Raw genomic sequence first — 14,860 nt, forward strand, 5'->3', positions numbered from 1 at the left:
GCGTGCGCTATTGCAGCCAGGCACGGGCGGTCGAGAACCAGTGCTATGTCGCCCTGTCGGGCGTGGTCGGCAATCTGCCGAACGTGGAGAACATGGACATCCACTATGCCGAGAGCTGTATCCTGACGCCCTCGGACTTCCCCTTTGCCCGCGACGGCGTGGCGGCCGACACGGCGCCCAACACGGAAACCGTCGCCCTCGCCGACCTGTCCCTGTCAGACCTGCTGACGGCCCGCCAGTCCGGCGCGGTGCAGAACCTCAAGGACCGCCGGTACGACCTCTATTCGGTCGCGTGGAAGAAAGGCGGCTGACAGGCCGATCACATGGTTGCAGCAAGCGGCTGCCCCCGGCTACTATTCGCCTGTCCGGGGAAGGAGAACACGCATGGGAACCCTTCGTATTGCCGCGCTCGCCGCGTTGCTCGCGGCCTTCACCGCCTGCGCCTCGCCGCCCGAGCCGGTGCCCGTCGCCCCTGCCCCCGCCCCGGAAGCGGCGGAGCCTGAAATCCCTCGCGACCTGCTGGTGGAGCTCAGCGACGCCGAACTTGCGGGCGACACGGACGCGATGCAGCGGCTGGCCCTTGAACTGCTTGCCGATGAGGCCAGCGACGCGGCGCTGAGGCTGAACCTGGCGGACCTGCTGGCGGAGCTGGGCGATACGGACACGGCGCTCGCCACCTACCAGGACGCCTATGATGCCGAAATGGGCCTCGCCACGCCGGACTTTACCCGCCTGATCGACCTTGAGGCCCGCATGGGGGAGATCGCCCTCGCCGCCGGCCGGATGGACGAAGCGGCGCTGCACACCGGCAACGCCATCGCGCTCGTCAACACCCATCTCGGGCCGGACCATCCGCGCATGGCGCCTTTGCTCGCCTTTGCCAAGGCAAACGATCTGGACCTGACGCAAGTCGCCGAAACCGGCGGCCTCTACGATGCCGAAGAGGCGGAAGTCGTGTTCAGCGAGGCGGTCGACCGGGCACGGAGCGACGAGGACGTGCTGCCTGAAGGCGTGCCGCTGCCCCGCGGCCTCGGCGGCGAAGAGCCGGACTTCGACATCGTCAAGGTCTTCTACGGGACAGACCGGGCGCCAGCCGATGTGAAACAGGTCGACATCAACGGCCGCGCCGTCCTCGACCCCCGCACCTATTACAGCGCTGAGCGCGGGCCCCTGCAGACCGGCACGGTCATGGTGTCGGTGCCGCGCAACCGCAATGTCGGCGAGATCCCGAAGCCGAGCATGGTGCGCTTCGAATTCCGCCCTGACCCCGCCAAGCACGTCATCCTCGGCGACATGAAAGTGTTTCCCGGCATGGATGCCTTCGTGAAGGGCGTGAAGCTCGAACTCGCCAAGTCGAAGCGGCGGGAAATCTTCGTGCTGATCCATGGCTACAACACAAAATTTTCCGATGGCATCGAGCGGACGGCTCAGCTGGCGGTCGACCTCGAAATCGACGGGGCGCCGGTGTTCTATTCCTGGCCGTCCGCAGGCAGCGTGTTCAGCTACAAGGCCGACCGGGCGCAGATCAACGACAAGGCCGTTTGCGACCTCGAGACCTTCCTGCTGGCCCTGTCGCAGGAAACCGGGGCCGAGAAGATCAGCGTGGTCGCCCATTCCATGGGCAATGAATTCCTGGTGCGGGCGCTCGACAAACTGGCCGCACGCGAGCCGCAGGAAAAGCTGTTCAACGAAGTCGTGTTCGCTTCGCCGGATGTAGAGGCCGAAGAATTTTCAAAGATGGCGATCGCCTTCGGTCCGCTGGCGGATGATCTGACCCTCTATGCCAGCTCCAAGGACCGCGCCCTGCAGGCATCGCGCCGGTTCAACGGCACGGGCCGGCGCGCGGGCGAGTCCAACGATCCTGTCCTCCTGCCGGATCTCAACACGATCGATACGTCGGGCGTTTCCGATGGCGGGCTTGGCCATTCCGATATTTTCGGCGGCGCCTTCTCTGACTTCCAGGCCGTGCTGTGGCTCAGCCTTGAGCCCGACAAGCGCTGCCTGCTCGGGCGGCGCGACGAAGGCAGCGGCGCGGTCGCATGGATCCTCGGCGATGCACGCACGGAATTCTGCAATCAGCAGGCCTTCTCGACCGCCATGACGACCATGCGGCGCGTTGGTGTGGAGAAGTCTGCCGAAGTGCTGTCCAGTCAGGCGGCGAAGGCGGAAACCGACGGGTCGGCCGATGCGTCCCTTTGGGAGTCCGCCCTGAAGATCGTCCAGTGGCTGAACGTCGCCGGCATCTTCGTGCCGGAATCCTGATCCGGGTCAGACGGTGCGGTGCGGGTCGGAATGGTCCCATTCCGCCAGCAATGTGCGCAGGGCCGCGATGAAGGCCAGCGGCTGGTCCAGCATGACATGATGGTCCGCATGCGGAATTGAGATGAAGGGCACCTGGTGGCCCATCAGCTCGCGCATATAGGCACCGACATCATCCGGCATCAGATTGCTGTCCTCGCCGCGGATGATGGCAACGCGGCAGCGCGCCGACCTGAGGAGTTCGCCCGGATCGCGCCCGGCCTCGAAATGCGTCCAGATCAGCGGATCGAACTTCCAGGTCCAGCCCTCCCCGTCCGCACGCTTCAGGCTCCAGCGGGCGATATAGTCCATCGCATAAAGGTTCTCGCAGAGCTGCGGCGGGGCGAGACGGAAGCGGGCGAGCGCGCTTGCAAGGTCCGGATAGGTGCGGTGGGGGCGGCCCTGCCGGTTCGGCCCGCGATGCGGCCGCTCCGGCGGGTTCACCGGACTGTCGACGATCACCATGCCTTCGAACCGGTCGCCATATTCCGCGCCGGTCACGATGGTGACGAAGCCGCCAAAGGAGTGCGCGACGATGATCGGCTTGGTCGGCCCTTCGAACAGGCCCGCCGCTTCGGCGACCGCGACTTCCTCCTCGGCGAAGGTCTCCATGTCGTATTTTTCGCGATGATCGCTGTCACCCATGCCGGAAAAGGTGATCGCGGCGACATTGTAGCGGCTGGCGAAATATGGCGCGATGAAGTCCCACCAATGGGCATGGGCGCCGTTGCCATGTACCAGCAGCAGGCCGGGCGCGCCGCGCTTGCCCCAGCGCTGATAGGTCACGTCCGCGCCCTTAACCCTCACCGAGCCTGTTTCATAAGGTGTGGCGACCGCTTTCCTGAACCATTCGGGCGACGGCGGCACCGCCCCGTTGAAGGGGGCAAGTGGCCCGCCTTCGGACGGAATTTCCGGCGGCTGGTCCCGCACGATGCCCCTGTTTTCCCCGGTCATTCCAAGCTTTTCCCTGTTTTCCCCATTTTGTGGGCAGGCATCCTGCCACTGGCAAGACCAGCCCTAAGGGAAGGGTGCGGCACGCAATTTGCTCGCCTCACAGGCGAAACAGAGGCCCCTGCCCCATGATGAAACGCCTTTTCGTCCCGATTCTCCTGTCCGCGCTGGCTTTTCCGGCGACGGCAAGCCCGGAACTTGCGGAAAGCTGGGGCGCGGAGGCCGCAGCCCTTTATTCCGAAACTACCGGCCTTCTGGACACCGCCCGGATGGGTGAGCGCCCCGCGCTGGAAGACGCCTATCTCATCGATCTCGAGCGTTTCGCCATGACCGCGACGCGGCTCGGCAGCTGGAATGACGAGGTCAGCGGCGCCAAGGATCTCGGCTGCATCTTCCGCGGCATGGCCGAGGAAGCCGAAGTGCAGCTGACCGCCCTCGAAGGCGCCGAAACGGTCCGGGCCAGCGAGACCGCCCTGAAGCGGCTTGTCACTCTGTTCGACGACGCGCAGGAAATTTCCGTGGCCGCTGCCTGGGCCGCGCGACATGGCGGCGCCCTTCCGAAGGCGGACGATGGCATTCCCGCCGCCTGCCCGGCTAATCCGGCCATGGCGAGCCGGATCACCTCTTACTGACCTGCCGGCGACGGCGGGTCATCCGCAGGCCATCGCGCAGGTTCAGGCCCAGCAGTGTCAGATTGATAGCCCCGGCCACAAGCTCCACCGCCTGCACCGCATAAAAAGCCGTATCGAATGCGCCGGTCGATGCCTTCATGTGAAGGAACACCGCGCTGGGGATCAGCACGAGAATGCCGTTTCCGGCGATGAATGGCATCCGGCGCAGCTTTGTCGATGCCAGACCGTGCGCCGGGCCGGAAAGCGATTTCATGCCGCTGAACCCGGTCAGCGCCAGGGCGGGGATCAGCACCAGCATTCCCCACAGGATCGCCTGCTTCAAGGCGGCGATGGCACCAGGCCCGCCGGCAATTTCCACCGTCAGGGTCGAGGTCCAGAACAAGGCGATGGAGGCAAATCCGATTGTGCCGGCAATGGGGTGCAGCCTGCGGAGCATGATATCCCGTCGCCCCCTCAACTCTCGGCCTGCAGCCGCCCGGCGAGGCGGTTCAGAACCTTGCGTGCCGTGTCAATATCTGCAGCGGTCAGCCCGTCCGCAAGCTGGTTGGCCCAGGGCGCTTCCAGGTCAGATGCGGCCTGATAGGCACCCTCTCCCTTGCCGGTCAGCACAACCAGATGGGCGCGTTTGTGATCTGGATTGGACTCGAACGCGACAAAGCCCTCGCTTTCAAGATCATTCACAACCCGCTGCACGGCCTGCCGGCTGAGTCCCATACGCCGGGCAAGATGCGCCACTGGCAAGGGATGGTCCGCCAGCGCGATAGAGCCAAGCACCTGCCAGCGCGCACTGGTCAGGCCCAACGGGGCGACCAGCCGGTCGCCTCCCGCCAGCAAGGCGCCATTGGCGCGGAAGATGTCCAGCATCAGCTCGGTCAGTTCCGCACCGGCGGGCGTGTGAACAGGGTGGCGTGAGGTTTTCATTGTCGTATATTGTCTATTTGACAATATGTTGTCAATATGTGTCGAAATACTCTCCCTCGGTTTTTCCGGCAAGGTCGCATTGTGGCTGGGATCGAAGCCTCAGGGCCGGAACACGGCCGCGGCGTCGTCCATCAGTTCATAGGACACGTGCCGTTTCAGCCTGTCGGTGAGATCGTTCGTGTCGCCCAGCAGTGTCGCCGGGTCGATCATCTGGCCGAAGGTCATGCGCATGGATGAGCCGCGCTTGTTCAGCAGCTCGTGGAACAGGGTGATGTCGCGCAGCTCCGGGCTGAGATTGCAGAAGAGATAGTAGAGCCGCGAGTTCCAGGCATCGAGATTGAGCGGCAGGATCGGCGCGTTCTGCTTCTTCGCAAGGCCGACCACGGTGGGGAACCAGTCTTTCTCTTCCAGCCGGTCGCCGACCTTCCGGGCGAGGCGGCCGGACGGGAAGATCACCACGCACTTCTCTTCCGCGAAAGCTTCCGCCGCCCGCTTCAGCGTCTCCCGCGTCTTCGACGGCGAGCGCTTCTCCATCACCCATTCGACCGGGATAATGACATCCTCGAACCGAGGATTGACCCGGATCGCATCGGCATTGGCAAAGAAGATGATGTCCTGCCGGACCCGTTTCAGGAGATCCCAGACCGCCACGCCGTCGGCAAGGCCCGTCGGGTGATTCGCGGCGATGATCAGCCGGCCCGTGCGGGGCATCCGCTCGATCCCCTCGACGCTGATGTCGAAGGCCAGCTGGCGGGCGAGCCGGTCGAATGATTCGCGCCCCGTCAGCTGGACAACCTCGTCCGCCATCGCGCGGGCCTTGCGATAACCCAGCAGGGAATAAAGGATCGGCCGGGCGACCGGCCAGGCCGGGCTGGCCCGCAATTTCGGGCAGCGTTCCTCGATCAGCACATCCACAATATGCTGGTCGCCGGCCAGTTCCACATCGAGAAAAGCCGATTTGCCTGACGTTGCAGGCGGTTTGGGGAGCGTCTCGTCCGCCATGTCTGGTCTTGTGCCCTCTCCGGCAATCCGGAAACCCTGAACATAGGCGATGCCCCTGGCGCACGGAAGCGCCCTGCTCACTCGCCAAAAATGTACCGAAGGGTGCAATCCGTTGAGATTTCAACACTTCAGCAAGGTTCGATTTACTAAGACGTAAGGCCGAAATGGCAATGTATCGGAACGACCGGGGGCAGGATGATTACCCGCACAACCAAATATTCTGGGGTAGATTTATGAAAGTTCTTTGGGTTGAGGATCACGAGCCGGTTCGTGACATGCTGGCGATTGCTGCCGACAAGGCGGCCCGTTCGCGCGTGCAGATCGATCTCGTGATGGCTCCGACGCTGATGGCGGCCGAATCGCGCCTGCGTCTTGAGCGTTTTGACCTGGTCGTCCTCGACCTCGGCCTGCCGGATTCGATCGATCCGGACATGACCATCGCGCGCGTTGCCAATATGGGCAAATACCGCATCGCCGTCGTCTCCTCGCTGGAATCCCGCGACGATGTCGTGGCCTCGGCCCTGCGCTGCGGCGCCAATATCCACCCCGAAGCCGTGTTCAAGGCGAACCTGCCCTTCAACCGGTTCATCCAGCGTCCGGACGCGTTTGAGGATTTCCTCATGGACCTGATGCCGCAGACCGCCACGATGGCGAAGCCGGCCGTCCGCGCCGCCTGACGCTTGCCCTTTACGTGCAGACCTTGCTAAGCCGCTCGGACAAGTTCCGGGCGGCTTTTTCCTGCCGGCCATCGACAGGGATACCGTGAACGCATGGAATCGATCGTTTCTTCCCCCGTGACCTTCGCCCTGCTGGCGGCAAATATCGTCGCCAGCTTCGTCGCGTTCACGGTGCCGGACTTCCTCGCACAGAATTCGCTCTGGATCCGTCCGATCCGCGACCAGAAGCAATATCACCGGATGCTGACCTCCGGCTTCCTGCATGTGAACTTCACGCACCTGCTCGTGAACATGATGACCCTGTATTTCTTCGGCCCGCCGCTGGAGAACACGATCGGCAGCACAAGTTTCGCCCTGCTCTATTTCGGCTCCCTGATCGGGGGCTCAATCTGGGAAGTCGTGGACAAGCGCAACAAGCCCGATTACCGCGCCATCGGCGCCTCGGGCGCGATTTCCGGCCTGATGTCGGCCGTCGGCCTCCTGTTCCCGTTCGCCATGATCTATGTGTTCTTTGCCCTGCCGATCTGGGCGGGCCTCTATGCCCTGATCTTCATCGTGGTCAGCTTCATCTATTCCCAGAAGGAGAACACGATGATCGCCCATGGCGCCCACCTGGGCGGGGCAATTGCGGGGATCGTGATGACCCTGATCCTGGTGCCGGGCGCGATCGGGCACCTGATGCAGCAGATCGCCGGCAAGTTCGGCTGACCCGCGCATGGGAAGCGTCCTCGGCCAGTATCGCCGGCGCGTCGATGAGGGCCTTCTGACGGAAGACCCCGCGCAGGCCGAAGCGGCTGCCCTGCTGGACGATCTCGCCACACGGCTGGCAGCGCCGCAGAAATCCGGCTGGTTTTCCCGGCCCGAGCCGGTGACCGGCCTCTATCTCTGGGGCGGCGTCGGACGCGGCAAGTCCATGCTGATGGACCTATTCTTCGAGGCGGCCCCGACGCGGGAGAAGCGCCGCGTGCACTTTCATGAATTCATGGCCGAGATCCAGGACTTGCTGGACATCTGGCGCAAGATGCCGGACGCCGACCGCAAGCGCTCGACCTGGCGCGTGAAGGACGCGGGCGACGACCCCATTCCGCCAGTTGCAAAACAAGTCGCGGCCGGCGCACAGCTGCTCTGCTTTGACGAGTTCCAGGTGACACAGATCGCCGATGCGATGATCCTCGCGCGCCTGTTCGAACAGCTCTTCGCGCGCGGCGTCACCATGGTGGCGACCTCCAATCGCGTGCCCGACGATCTCTACAAGGACGGCATTAACCGCCCCCTCTTCCTGCCCTTCATCCGCCTGCTGAAGGAACGGTGCGACATCTACCATCTCGATTCCGGCAATGATTACCGGCTCGACCGGCTGACCGCCGCACCGGTCTGGTACAGCCCGCTGGGCCCGGCATCTGAGACCGCGCTGGACGCGGTGTGGGAGCGCCTCACCTTCGGGGCACAAGCCCAGCATTGCGTGCTCACCATCAAGGGCCGGAAGCTGGAAGTACAGCGGGAGGCTGCGGGCGTGGCGCGCTTCACCTTCGAGGAACTCTGCGCCCGGCCGCTCTATTCGCGCGACTATCTCGCCATCGCGGCGAATTTCCACACGGTGATCCTGTCCGGCATTCCCCTGCTCGGCCCGGAAAACCGCAATGAAGCGGCGCGCTTCGTCGCGCTGATCGACGCCTTCTATGAAGCGAAGATCAAGCTGGTTGCGAGCGCGGCGGCAGAGCCGGAAGCCCTCTATCCCGCCGGCGATGGCAGCTTCGAATTCGAACGCACCTCAAGCCGCCTGCACGAAATGCGCTCGGAGGACTACCTCGCCGAGGAGCGGGTCGACATCGCGGACGACTAGCGCGTCTTCCTTTTTTTCGGTGCCGCCGCGATGGCATCGCCGCCGATCAGCTCAGCTGCCACATCGCGGAAGACCTGCCCGAAGGCTTCGATAGCCGGGGTCACGGGCGAGCCCTTGCGCCAGATGAGGCTGATGCGGCGGCGGGCGAGTTCGTGGCGGATGGGCCGCACGACCTGCGTCGGGTCGCGCTGGGCTTCGACCACGGCATAGAGGTTCGGCAGGATAGCGATGCCCGCGCCCATGGTCGCCATCTGGCGCATGGCGTCGAGCGAGGTGCCTTCATATTCGGTGGAGACATGCGCGCCGGCGACGTCGGCCAGCCGCTGCGTAATCACGCTGAGGCGGTGGCCGGGACCGAGGCTCAGCAGTTCACGTCCCTTCAGGGCGTCGAGACTGACCGGGCCTTCTTCCTGCGACAGCGGGTCTTCCTGCGCGGCGCAGACATACAGCGTTTCCTCGAACAGCGTCATCTGCTGGCCGTTCACATGGTCTTCCGCAGTGGAGATGATCATGTCGAGCCGGCCGTCGGACAGACGCTCCTCAAGATCGACCGTGCGCTCCTCCCGCACACTCATGCGAAGATCCGGGTACAGACGGTGCAATTCCTTCACCGCGCTCGGCAACAGGTAGGGCCCGATGGTCGGCACAGTGCCGAGGCGGTAGCGGCCGGCGACATCGCCCTTCGGCCGCCGGGCCACGCTTTTCAGGTCTTCAACCTGCGCCAGGATCGCCCGGGCCCGGCGCACCACTTCCTCGCCGACCGGCGTCATGAAGGCGCCATGGCGCCCCCGCTCGACCAGGACGGCACCCAGCTGTTCCTCCGCCTCCGCGATCTGGGCCGACAGGCTGGGCTGCGACACGTTGAGCGCCTTTGCGGCCTCGTGGAACTTTCCGGTTTCCGCAATGGCGACAAGGTACTGGAGCTGGCGAAGGGTCGGGCGCATGAGAGATGAAGCCTCCGGTTTCCATCTTCATCTTTGATAGTATTTTACTATTGAAACAAGAGAATTTTTATATTGGTACTATCTAATGCGCCACGCCATCTTGGCTGCTCATGCTGCCGGGAGCTTCACCCTTGTACCCTATGGACACGCCAAGCCGCAGTGCCTGCCGTCGCTATAGCGAAGCGACCCGGTCGGTCGTCGATCCGCCCCGCGCGGGTTGAGGCGCCCACCGCGCCACTCCTTCCCCTCCCTGACAATCCAGTCTTTCCTCCCAGCATCGAAAGGAGTTTCGAATGCCGCGCTTTGCTGCTGGCGTCGTCCGCTTCCAGAACAACGTCTATCCTGAAAAACAGGATCTCTTCGAAGAACTGAGCAAGGGCCAGTCGCCCGAAGCCCTGTTCATCACCTGCTCCGATTCCCGCGTCGAAACGGCGCTGATCACCCAGACCGAACCGGGCGAGCTGTTCATCTGCCGTAATGCCGGCAACATCGTCCCGCCGCATACGGAGCATACCGGCGGCATGACGGCCTCGATCGAGTACGCCGTCGCCGTGCTGAAGGTTCCGCACATTGTCGTTTGCGGCCACACCGAGTGCGGCGCCATGAAAGGCGCGATGAACCCGGAAGGCCTCTGCAGCCTGCCGCATGTCAGGAAATGGCTCGGCTATTCCAAGGCCGCCGTCGACATCGTCGACTCGCTCGCACCGGAGGCCACGGAAGAAGAGCGCATGAAGCTGCTGATCGAGCAGAACGTCCTGCTCCAGCTGCAGCACCTGCGCACGCATCCCGCCGTCGCTGCGGCCCTGGCAAAGGGCACGGTCGAACTGCACGGCTGGGTGTACGACATCCGCACGGGCGAAGTCGAAGCCTTCGATGAGGCCGAAAAGCGCTTCATCACGGTCGACGCGCGTTACGCCGCCCAGATCAAGGAACTCGCCGGCCAGCACTCCTGCGCCGCCTGATACGGACCGATCCCATGTCACAGACACAGACTGCCGCGCCTTCAGGGCGCGGCCCCTATTTTGATATGAGCAACCTGAAAGGCGACCTGTTCGGCGGCCTCACCGCCGGCATTGTCGCCCTTCCGCTTGCGCTCGCCTTCGGTGAAGCCTCAGGCGCCGGTCCCATCGCCGGCCTCTGGGGCGCAATCTTCGTCGGCTTCTTCGCGGCCCTCTTCGGTGGCACCGGCTCGCAGGTGTCGGGCCCGACCGGCCCGATGGTCGTCGTGTTTGCCGGCCTCTACGCCGCGCTGGGTGGCAGCCCGACGCTCGTCTTCGCGGCGGTGATCCTTGCAGGCCTCCTGCAGATTCTCTTCGGCGTGCTGAAGTTCGGCCAGTATGTGAAGCTCGTCCCCTACCCGGTGATTTCCGGCTTCATGAGCGGCATCGGCGTCATCATCATTGCGCTGCAGCTTTCGCGCCTCTTCGGTCACGAACCGGATGGCGGCGGCACGATCCCGGCCTTCACCGCCGTGCCCGGCGCCGTGATGGACCCGAACATGACAGCGGTGGCCATTGCCGTCATCACGCTGGTCATCGTGTTCAGCTGGCCGAAGAAGTTTGCGGCCTATGTGCCCGGCCCGCTCGCGGCGCTGGTGATCGGTACGCTGATCAGCCTCGTCCTGCCGGGTGCGCCGGTGCTGGGCGACATCCCGACCGGCCTGCCGCAATTCGTACTGCCCATGTTCAGCACGGACACCGCACTGGTCGTTCTGGAAGCAGCCTTCATCCTCGCCGTCCTCGGCTCGATCGACAGCCTGCTGACCTCGCTCGTCGCCGACAACATGACACGCACCCGCCACGACTCCGACAAGGAGCTGATCGGTCAGGGCATCGGCAACGCTTTTGGCGGCCTCTTCGGTGCCATCCCCGGCGCCGGTGCCACGATGCGGACGGTCATCAACATCCGCTCGGGCGGCCGCACGCGCATCTCCGGCATGACGCACGCCCTTGTGCTGCTGGCGATCGTGCTCAGCCTCGGCCCGCTCGCCTCGCAGATCCCGCATGCGGTTCTGGCCGGCATCCTGGTCAAGGTCGGCGTCGACACGATCGACAAGTCCTACCTCGTCCGCGCCCACAAGGGCCCGCGCTGGGATCTTGCCCTCATGGTGCTCGTCCTTGGCCTGACCGTGTTCGTGGACCTGATCACGGCGGTTGCGGTCGGCGTGGTGCTTGCTGCCCTCGCCTTCATCAAGAAGCTCGCCGACGACCAGATCGCCTCGGTCCAGCAGGCAACGCCGCGCCAGACCAGCGAGGAAGAAGTGCAGATCCTCTCGCGCTCCGGCGGCCGGATCATGCTGTTCGACTTCGGCGGCCCTCTGAGCTTCGGCGCCGCGGCCGACCTCGGACACCATGTCCGCAGCCGCACGGGCGACAAGGTCGAGATCATCGTGCTCGACTTCTCCCGTGTGCCCTTCGTGGACGTCTCCGCCGTGCGCGCGGTCGAGACCATCATGGAAGACGCCGAGGATGCCGGAAAGCAGGTCTACCTCACCGGCATGAATGACGAGGTCTCGCGCGTGCTCGACCGGTTCGCGACCTGCGATCCGGCTGCCGGGGACCGTACTTTCGGTAACCGCATCGAGGCGCTGGAATCGGCCCTCGAACGCCTGAGCAAGAAGCCGGCACCCCTACCCGCAGAATAAAGCCGGCCGGAAAACAGGACTTCCCCGAGCCTGACCTGACCCCCGCTCCGTCCTCTCTCGGAGCGGGGGAAATTTTTTGAAATTCAACGCCTCACCTGACTGTGACCGCCTGCGACTGCCCCAACCCCTTCCCTAAGAAGGCCGTAATTCCTATTTATGGATCGGCGTGATGAAACCCATGCGCTCATCGGTAAGGGCCGGCCGCCGCCATGCGGGGCCTTTTCTTTTGCCGGTAACCCAAACCGGACCCGGTTGCCGCCCATGCGGGACAGGGGCCTAAAAGGAGGATCAGGGAGAATGGCGAACAAGATTTCCGCCAGCACAAATATTACATTGAGCCCGGAACAGGGCCTCAGCCGCTACCTCAGCGAAATCCGCAAGTTTCCGATGCTCGAGAAGAACGAGGAGTTCATGCTCGCACGGCGCTGGAAGGAGCATGAGGACACCGAAGCAGCCGAGAAAATGGTCACCTCGCACCTGCGCCTCGTTGCAAAAATTGCAATGGGATACCGCGGCTATGGCCTGCCCATGGCCGAGGTGATTTCCGAGGGCAATGTGGGCCTGATGCAGGCCGTCAAGAAATTCGACCCGGACAAGGGCTTCCGCCTCGCCACCTATGCCATGTGGTGGATCCGCGCCGCGATCCAGGAATACATCCTGCGCTCGTGGAGCCTGGTGAAGCTCGGCACGACGGCCGCCCAGAAAAAGCTGTTCTTCAATCTGCGCCGCCTGAAAGGCGAAATGGCCGCCCTCGAAGAGGGTGACCTGAAGCCCGAACAGGCCCGCCTGATCGCCGAGAAGCTGAACGTTACCGAGGACGAGGTCTATTCGATGAACGGGCGCATGTCCGGCTCGGATGCCTCGCTGAACGTGCCGATGGGCACCGATGGCGACATGGAATGGCAGGACTGGCTGGCCGATGACGAGCCGGGCCAGGCCGAGGATTTCGCCAACCAGCAGGAATTCGATGCCCGCATGACCCTGCTCACCGCGGCCATGGAAGACCTGAACGAGCGCGAACGCCACATCCTGACCGAGCGCCGCCTCTCGGAAGAGCCGAAGACGCTGGAAGAGCTGTCGGAGGAATACAATGTCTCCCGCGAGCGCATCCGCCAGATCGAGGTCCGCGCCTTCGAGAAACTGCAAAAGGCCATGAAGCGCATGGCCAAGGAACAGGGCCTGCCGGCGGGGAACTAATCCCCGCCGGCAGATTCCATAACGGTTTTCACAACGTCTTCCGCGTCCTCGTCCAGCTTGATGTCCGTCGGGTCGACGCCCATCAGGATGGAGAGGATGAGGGCGCAGACGCCCACCGCGAACACGATGATTGCCACAAGGCCACCGCCCACGCCCAGCGTGCGGGCGAGATAGTTGGTGATCTCGTCATAGCGGAAGACGCCGACCGCCGCCGCGATGAAGCCGCCCACCTTGGCGGCGTATTCGATCTGGCTGGGATAAGAACGCAGGTGGAAGAAGACAAGCAGCAGCGTCCACGCCCCGAAGCCGAGCGCCACCAGCGGCGCAACGACGGTATATGCGCTGGCCGAGCCTGAGCCCGTCAGCAGTGACATGGTCTCAAGATAGGCCGCATTCATCAGTGGCCAGATCAGCATGACCGCCCCGCCTAGCGCGAGGCCGAAGGACACGCCCGAAAGGTTCCGTCGGTACACCCGCTCGAGCCCCTTGCGGTACTGCACCAGCAACACGCCGAGGCCGAGCAGCAGGAGCAGGAAAAACACCTTCACCGGCAGGATGACATTGTGCACCGTCGCCGTGCGCGACGGCGCTTTCGCGGCCAGGGCATTCACATGGGCGCGGAAGGCCGCCTTGGCGGTGCAGCAATCCCGCACAGGCAGGCGCTCGCCCGCAGGGAAACACAGCTTCTCGACATCCGCGGCGGTCGAATATTGCAGCCATTCGCGGTCGCACTGGGCCTGGTATTCTCCAAGCCCCTTGTCGATGCCGGACAGGATTTTCATGCGCGACAGGATTTCGGTGATCGCCGCCCGGTGCGGCGCCCCCTGGGTCGCCGGCGCGCCGGCATCTGCCACCAGCGCATCCGGCCGGATTTCATAGAAGGACCGCGCGTCCGACGACTGGAAGGCCCCGGCAATCGCCCAGGCGGCGGCCGCGCACCCGACAAGGCTCGCGGCCAGCACGGGCCGGCCATACATCAGCCGCCCGCGCACCATCGCATCCACCAGAAGCACGGTCGGTTTCCAGAACGCCACCAGTGCCAGCAGGCCCGCCACCGGGAAAAAGATGAAATTCTGGGAGTCGAGCGCCGCCAGCCGAAGCGCCAGGCCGGAGGCGCCGAATTCCTGCACCAGCACGCCGGTCTCCGCCAGGAACGCGGCATAGAGCAGCGCAAAAGCCAGCGTCACCCCGATGCGGGTCGCAAGATGGGTCTCTTTCATGTGCCACTCTTCCCCAATGGCTCAGTGCCGGACCCTATCCCATACCTGCCCGCTGGCAAAGCCGTCTCGGCGGCCGCCAGCCCGATTGATCCGGCACGCCGGACAGGGCAAGGGATCGTTCATGCCCGTCCTGCCTGTTACCGACCCGTCCGATCCGCGCCTTGCGCCCTATACGTCCATTCGCGAGAAGGATCTGACCTCCGGGCACGGAGCGCGCTTCATCGTCGAGGGCAAGGTGACGCTGGAGACCCTGCTTACCCGCTCGCACTTTGCCGTGGAGAGCGTGTTCCTGGCGGAGTCGCGGCCCGAACCGTTGGCGGACCTGCTGGCACTGGTTCCGCATGACGTCCCGGTCTATGTCGCGCCGCAGGACATCATGGACCGTGTCGCCGGGTTCCCGATGCATCGCGGCGTGCTCGCCTGCGGACTGAAAGGCAATGTGCCGGCACCGGCCGAGTTTCTTCATCCTCCCCCGCTTGCGGGGGAGGTGGCCCCGAAGGGGTCGGAGGGGGAAATCTTGTCTGACGGCAC

The 14,860-nt window shown here is 64.3% G+C and carries 14 protein-coding genes and 2 pseudogenes; 10 read left to right on the forward strand and 6 right to left on the reverse strand.

Going from position 1 to position 14,860, the window contains the following annotated elements; all coding sequences use genetic code 11:
* Positions 1–311: pseudogene (locus tag R3C13_RS14750) on the forward strand (carbon-nitrogen hydrolase); the annotation flags it as partial.
* Between the two features lie 73 nt (positions 312–384).
* Complete coding sequence (locus R3C13_RS14755) at positions 385–2,262, forward strand: alpha/beta hydrolase (RefSeq protein ID WP_371311604.1); 1,878 nt, start codon at positions 385–387, stop codon at positions 2,260–2,262.
* A 6-nt stretch (positions 2,263–2,268) separates the two neighbouring features.
* On the opposite strand, the gene R3C13_RS14760 is transcribed toward R3C13_RS14755, so the two are convergent.
* Complete coding sequence (locus R3C13_RS14760) at positions 2,269–3,252, reverse strand: alpha/beta fold hydrolase (protein WP_371311605.1); 984 nt, start codon at positions 3,250–3,252, stop codon at positions 2,269–2,271.
* Positions 3,253–3,377: 125 nt separating this feature from the next.
* Here R3C13_RS14760 and R3C13_RS14765 point away from each other — a divergent pair, with 125 nt between their 5' ends.
* Complete coding sequence (locus R3C13_RS14765; RefSeq protein ID WP_371311606.1) at positions 3,378–3,881, forward strand: hypothetical protein; 504 nt, start codon at positions 3,378–3,380, stop codon at positions 3,879–3,881.
* Here the strand turns inward: R3C13_RS14765 and R3C13_RS14770 are convergent.
* The 3 genes from R3C13_RS14770 to R3C13_RS14780 all read right to left on the reverse strand — a co-directional run bounded on the left by R3C13_RS14770 (position 3,868) and on the right by R3C13_RS14780 (position 5,804).
* Complete coding sequence (locus R3C13_RS14770) at positions 3,868–4,317, reverse strand: hypothetical protein (protein WP_371311607.1); 450 nt, start codon at positions 4,315–4,317, stop codon at positions 3,868–3,870. The genes R3C13_RS14765 and R3C13_RS14770 overlap by 14 nt on opposite strands.
* Before the next feature lie 17 nt (positions 4,318–4,334).
* A complete protein-coding gene (locus R3C13_RS14775) occupies positions 4,335–4,802 on the reverse strand; it encodes a MarR family winged helix-turn-helix transcriptional regulator (protein WP_371311608.1) in 468 nt (155 codons plus the stop codon).
* 99 nt (positions 4,803–4,901) lie between these two features.
* Positions 4,902–5,804 carry a 1-acyl-sn-glycerol-3-phosphate acyltransferase gene (locus tag R3C13_RS14780; protein WP_371311609.1) on the reverse strand — a complete coding sequence of 301 codons (903 nt, stop codon included), beginning with the start codon at positions 5,802–5,804 and terminating at the stop codon, positions 4,902–4,904.
* Positions 5,805–6,037: 233 nt separating this feature from the next.
* Here R3C13_RS14780 and R3C13_RS14785 point away from each other — a divergent pair, with 233 nt between their 5' ends.
* The 3 genes from R3C13_RS14785 (at position 6,038) to zapE (ending at position 8,324) form a co-directional block, all read left to right on the forward strand.
* Positions 6,038–6,481, forward strand: coding sequence for a response regulator (locus R3C13_RS14785; protein WP_371311610.1), 444 nt, complete (start codon positions 6,038–6,040; stop codon positions 6,479–6,481).
* A gap of 93 nt (positions 6,482–6,574) precedes the next feature.
* Complete coding sequence (locus R3C13_RS14790) at positions 6,575–7,189, forward strand: rhomboid family intramembrane serine protease (protein ID WP_371311611.1); 615 nt, start codon at positions 6,575–6,577, stop codon at positions 7,187–7,189.
* A gap of 7 nt (positions 7,190–7,196) precedes the next feature.
* The gene (gene zapE, locus R3C13_RS14795) at positions 7,197–8,324 is read left to right on the forward strand and encodes a cell division protein ZapE (protein ID WP_371311612.1); all 1,128 of its coding nucleotides are present in this window, start codon (positions 7,197–7,199) and stop codon (positions 8,322–8,324) included.
* Here the strand turns inward: zapE and R3C13_RS14800 are convergent.
* On the reverse strand, positions 8,321–9,268 hold the full coding sequence (locus R3C13_RS14800; protein WP_371311613.1) for a LysR substrate-binding domain-containing protein: 948 nt from the start codon (positions 9,266–9,268) through the stop codon (positions 8,321–8,323). The two genes, zapE and R3C13_RS14800, sit on opposite strands and share 4 nt — an antisense overlap.
* Positions 9,269–9,561: 293 nt before the next feature.
* Here R3C13_RS14800 and R3C13_RS14805 point away from each other — a divergent pair, with 293 nt between their 5' ends.
* The 3 genes from R3C13_RS14805 (at position 9,562) to rpoH (ending at position 13,109) form a co-directional block, all read left to right on the forward strand.
* On the forward strand, positions 9,562–10,230 hold the full coding sequence (locus R3C13_RS14805) for a carbonic anhydrase (RefSeq protein WP_371311614.1): 669 nt from the start codon (positions 9,562–9,564) through the stop codon (positions 10,228–10,230).
* 14 nt (positions 10,231–10,244) lie between these two features.
* Complete coding sequence (locus R3C13_RS14810; RefSeq protein ID WP_371311615.1) at positions 10,245–11,912, forward strand: SulP family inorganic anion transporter; 1,668 nt, start codon at positions 10,245–10,247, stop codon at positions 11,910–11,912.
* A gap of 297 nt (positions 11,913–12,209) precedes the next feature.
* The gene (rpoH, locus tag R3C13_RS14815; protein WP_371311616.1) at positions 12,210–13,109 is read left to right on the forward strand and encodes an RNA polymerase sigma factor RpoH; all 900 of its coding nucleotides are present in this window, start codon (positions 12,210–12,212) and stop codon (positions 13,107–13,109) included.
* On the opposite strand, the gene R3C13_RS14820 is transcribed toward rpoH, so the two are convergent.
* A complete protein-coding gene (locus R3C13_RS14820) occupies positions 13,106–14,329 on the reverse strand; it encodes a hypothetical protein (RefSeq protein ID WP_371311617.1) in 1,224 nt (407 codons plus the stop codon). The genes rpoH and R3C13_RS14820 overlap by 4 nt on opposite strands.
* Positions 14,330–14,450: 121 nt before the next feature.
* On the opposite strand from R3C13_RS14820, the pseudogene R3C13_RS14825 reads away from it, so the two are divergent.
* Positions 14,451–14,860: pseudogene (locus R3C13_RS14825) on the forward strand (RNA methyltransferase); the annotation flags it as partial.

Origin of the sequence: Hyphomonas sp. (assembly GCF_041398385.1) — a bacterium.
In the GTDB taxonomy this organism is placed as follows: Bacteria; Pseudomonadota; Alphaproteobacteria; order Caulobacterales; family Hyphomonadaceae; genus Hyphomonas.

Bases quoted from the DNA above. Each gene is read 5' to 3' on its own strand.
- R3C13_RS14755 (WP_371311604.1), top strand. From the start codon at position 385: ATGGGAACCCTTCGTATTGCCGCGCTCGCCGCGTTGCTCGCGGCCTTC.
- R3C13_RS14760 (WP_371311605.1), bottom strand. From the start codon at position 3,252: ATGACCGGGGAAAACAGGGGCATCGTGCGGGACCAGCCGCCGGAAATT.
- R3C13_RS14765 (WP_371311606.1), top strand. From the start codon at position 3,378: ATGATGAAACGCCTTTTCGTCCCGATTCTCCTGTCCGCGCTGGCTTTT.
- R3C13_RS14770 (WP_371311607.1), bottom strand. From the start codon at position 4,317: ATGCTCCGCAGGCTGCACCCCATTGCCGGCACAATCGGATTTGCCTCC.
- R3C13_RS14775 (WP_371311608.1), bottom strand. From the start codon at position 4,802: ATGAAAACCTCACGCCACCCTGTTCACACGCCCGCCGGTGCGGAACTG.
- R3C13_RS14780 (WP_371311609.1), bottom strand. From the start codon at position 5,804: ATGGCGGACGAGACGCTCCCCAAACCGCCTGCAACGTCAGGCAAATCG.
- R3C13_RS14785 (WP_371311610.1), top strand. From the start codon at position 6,038: ATGAAAGTTCTTTGGGTTGAGGATCACGAGCCGGTTCGTGACATGCTG.
- R3C13_RS14790 (WP_371311611.1), top strand. From the start codon at position 6,575: ATGGAATCGATCGTTTCTTCCCCCGTGACCTTCGCCCTGCTGGCGGCA.
- zapE (WP_371311612.1), top strand. From the start codon at position 7,197: ATGGGAAGCGTCCTCGGCCAGTATCGCCGGCGCGTCGATGAGGGCCTT.
- R3C13_RS14800 (WP_371311613.1), bottom strand. From the start codon at position 9,268: ATGCGCCCGACCCTTCGCCAGCTCCAGTACCTTGTCGCCATTGCGGAA.
- R3C13_RS14805 (WP_371311614.1), top strand. From the start codon at position 9,562: ATGCCGCGCTTTGCTGCTGGCGTCGTCCGCTTCCAGAACAACGTCTAT.
- R3C13_RS14810 (WP_371311615.1), top strand. From the start codon at position 10,245: ATGTCACAGACACAGACTGCCGCGCCTTCAGGGCGCGGCCCCTATTTT.
- rpoH (WP_371311616.1), top strand. From the start codon at position 12,210: ATGGCGAACAAGATTTCCGCCAGCACAAATATTACATTGAGCCCGGAA.
- R3C13_RS14820 (WP_371311617.1), bottom strand. From the start codon at position 14,329: ATGAAAGAGACCCATCTTGCGACCCGCATCGGGGTGACGCTGGCTTTT.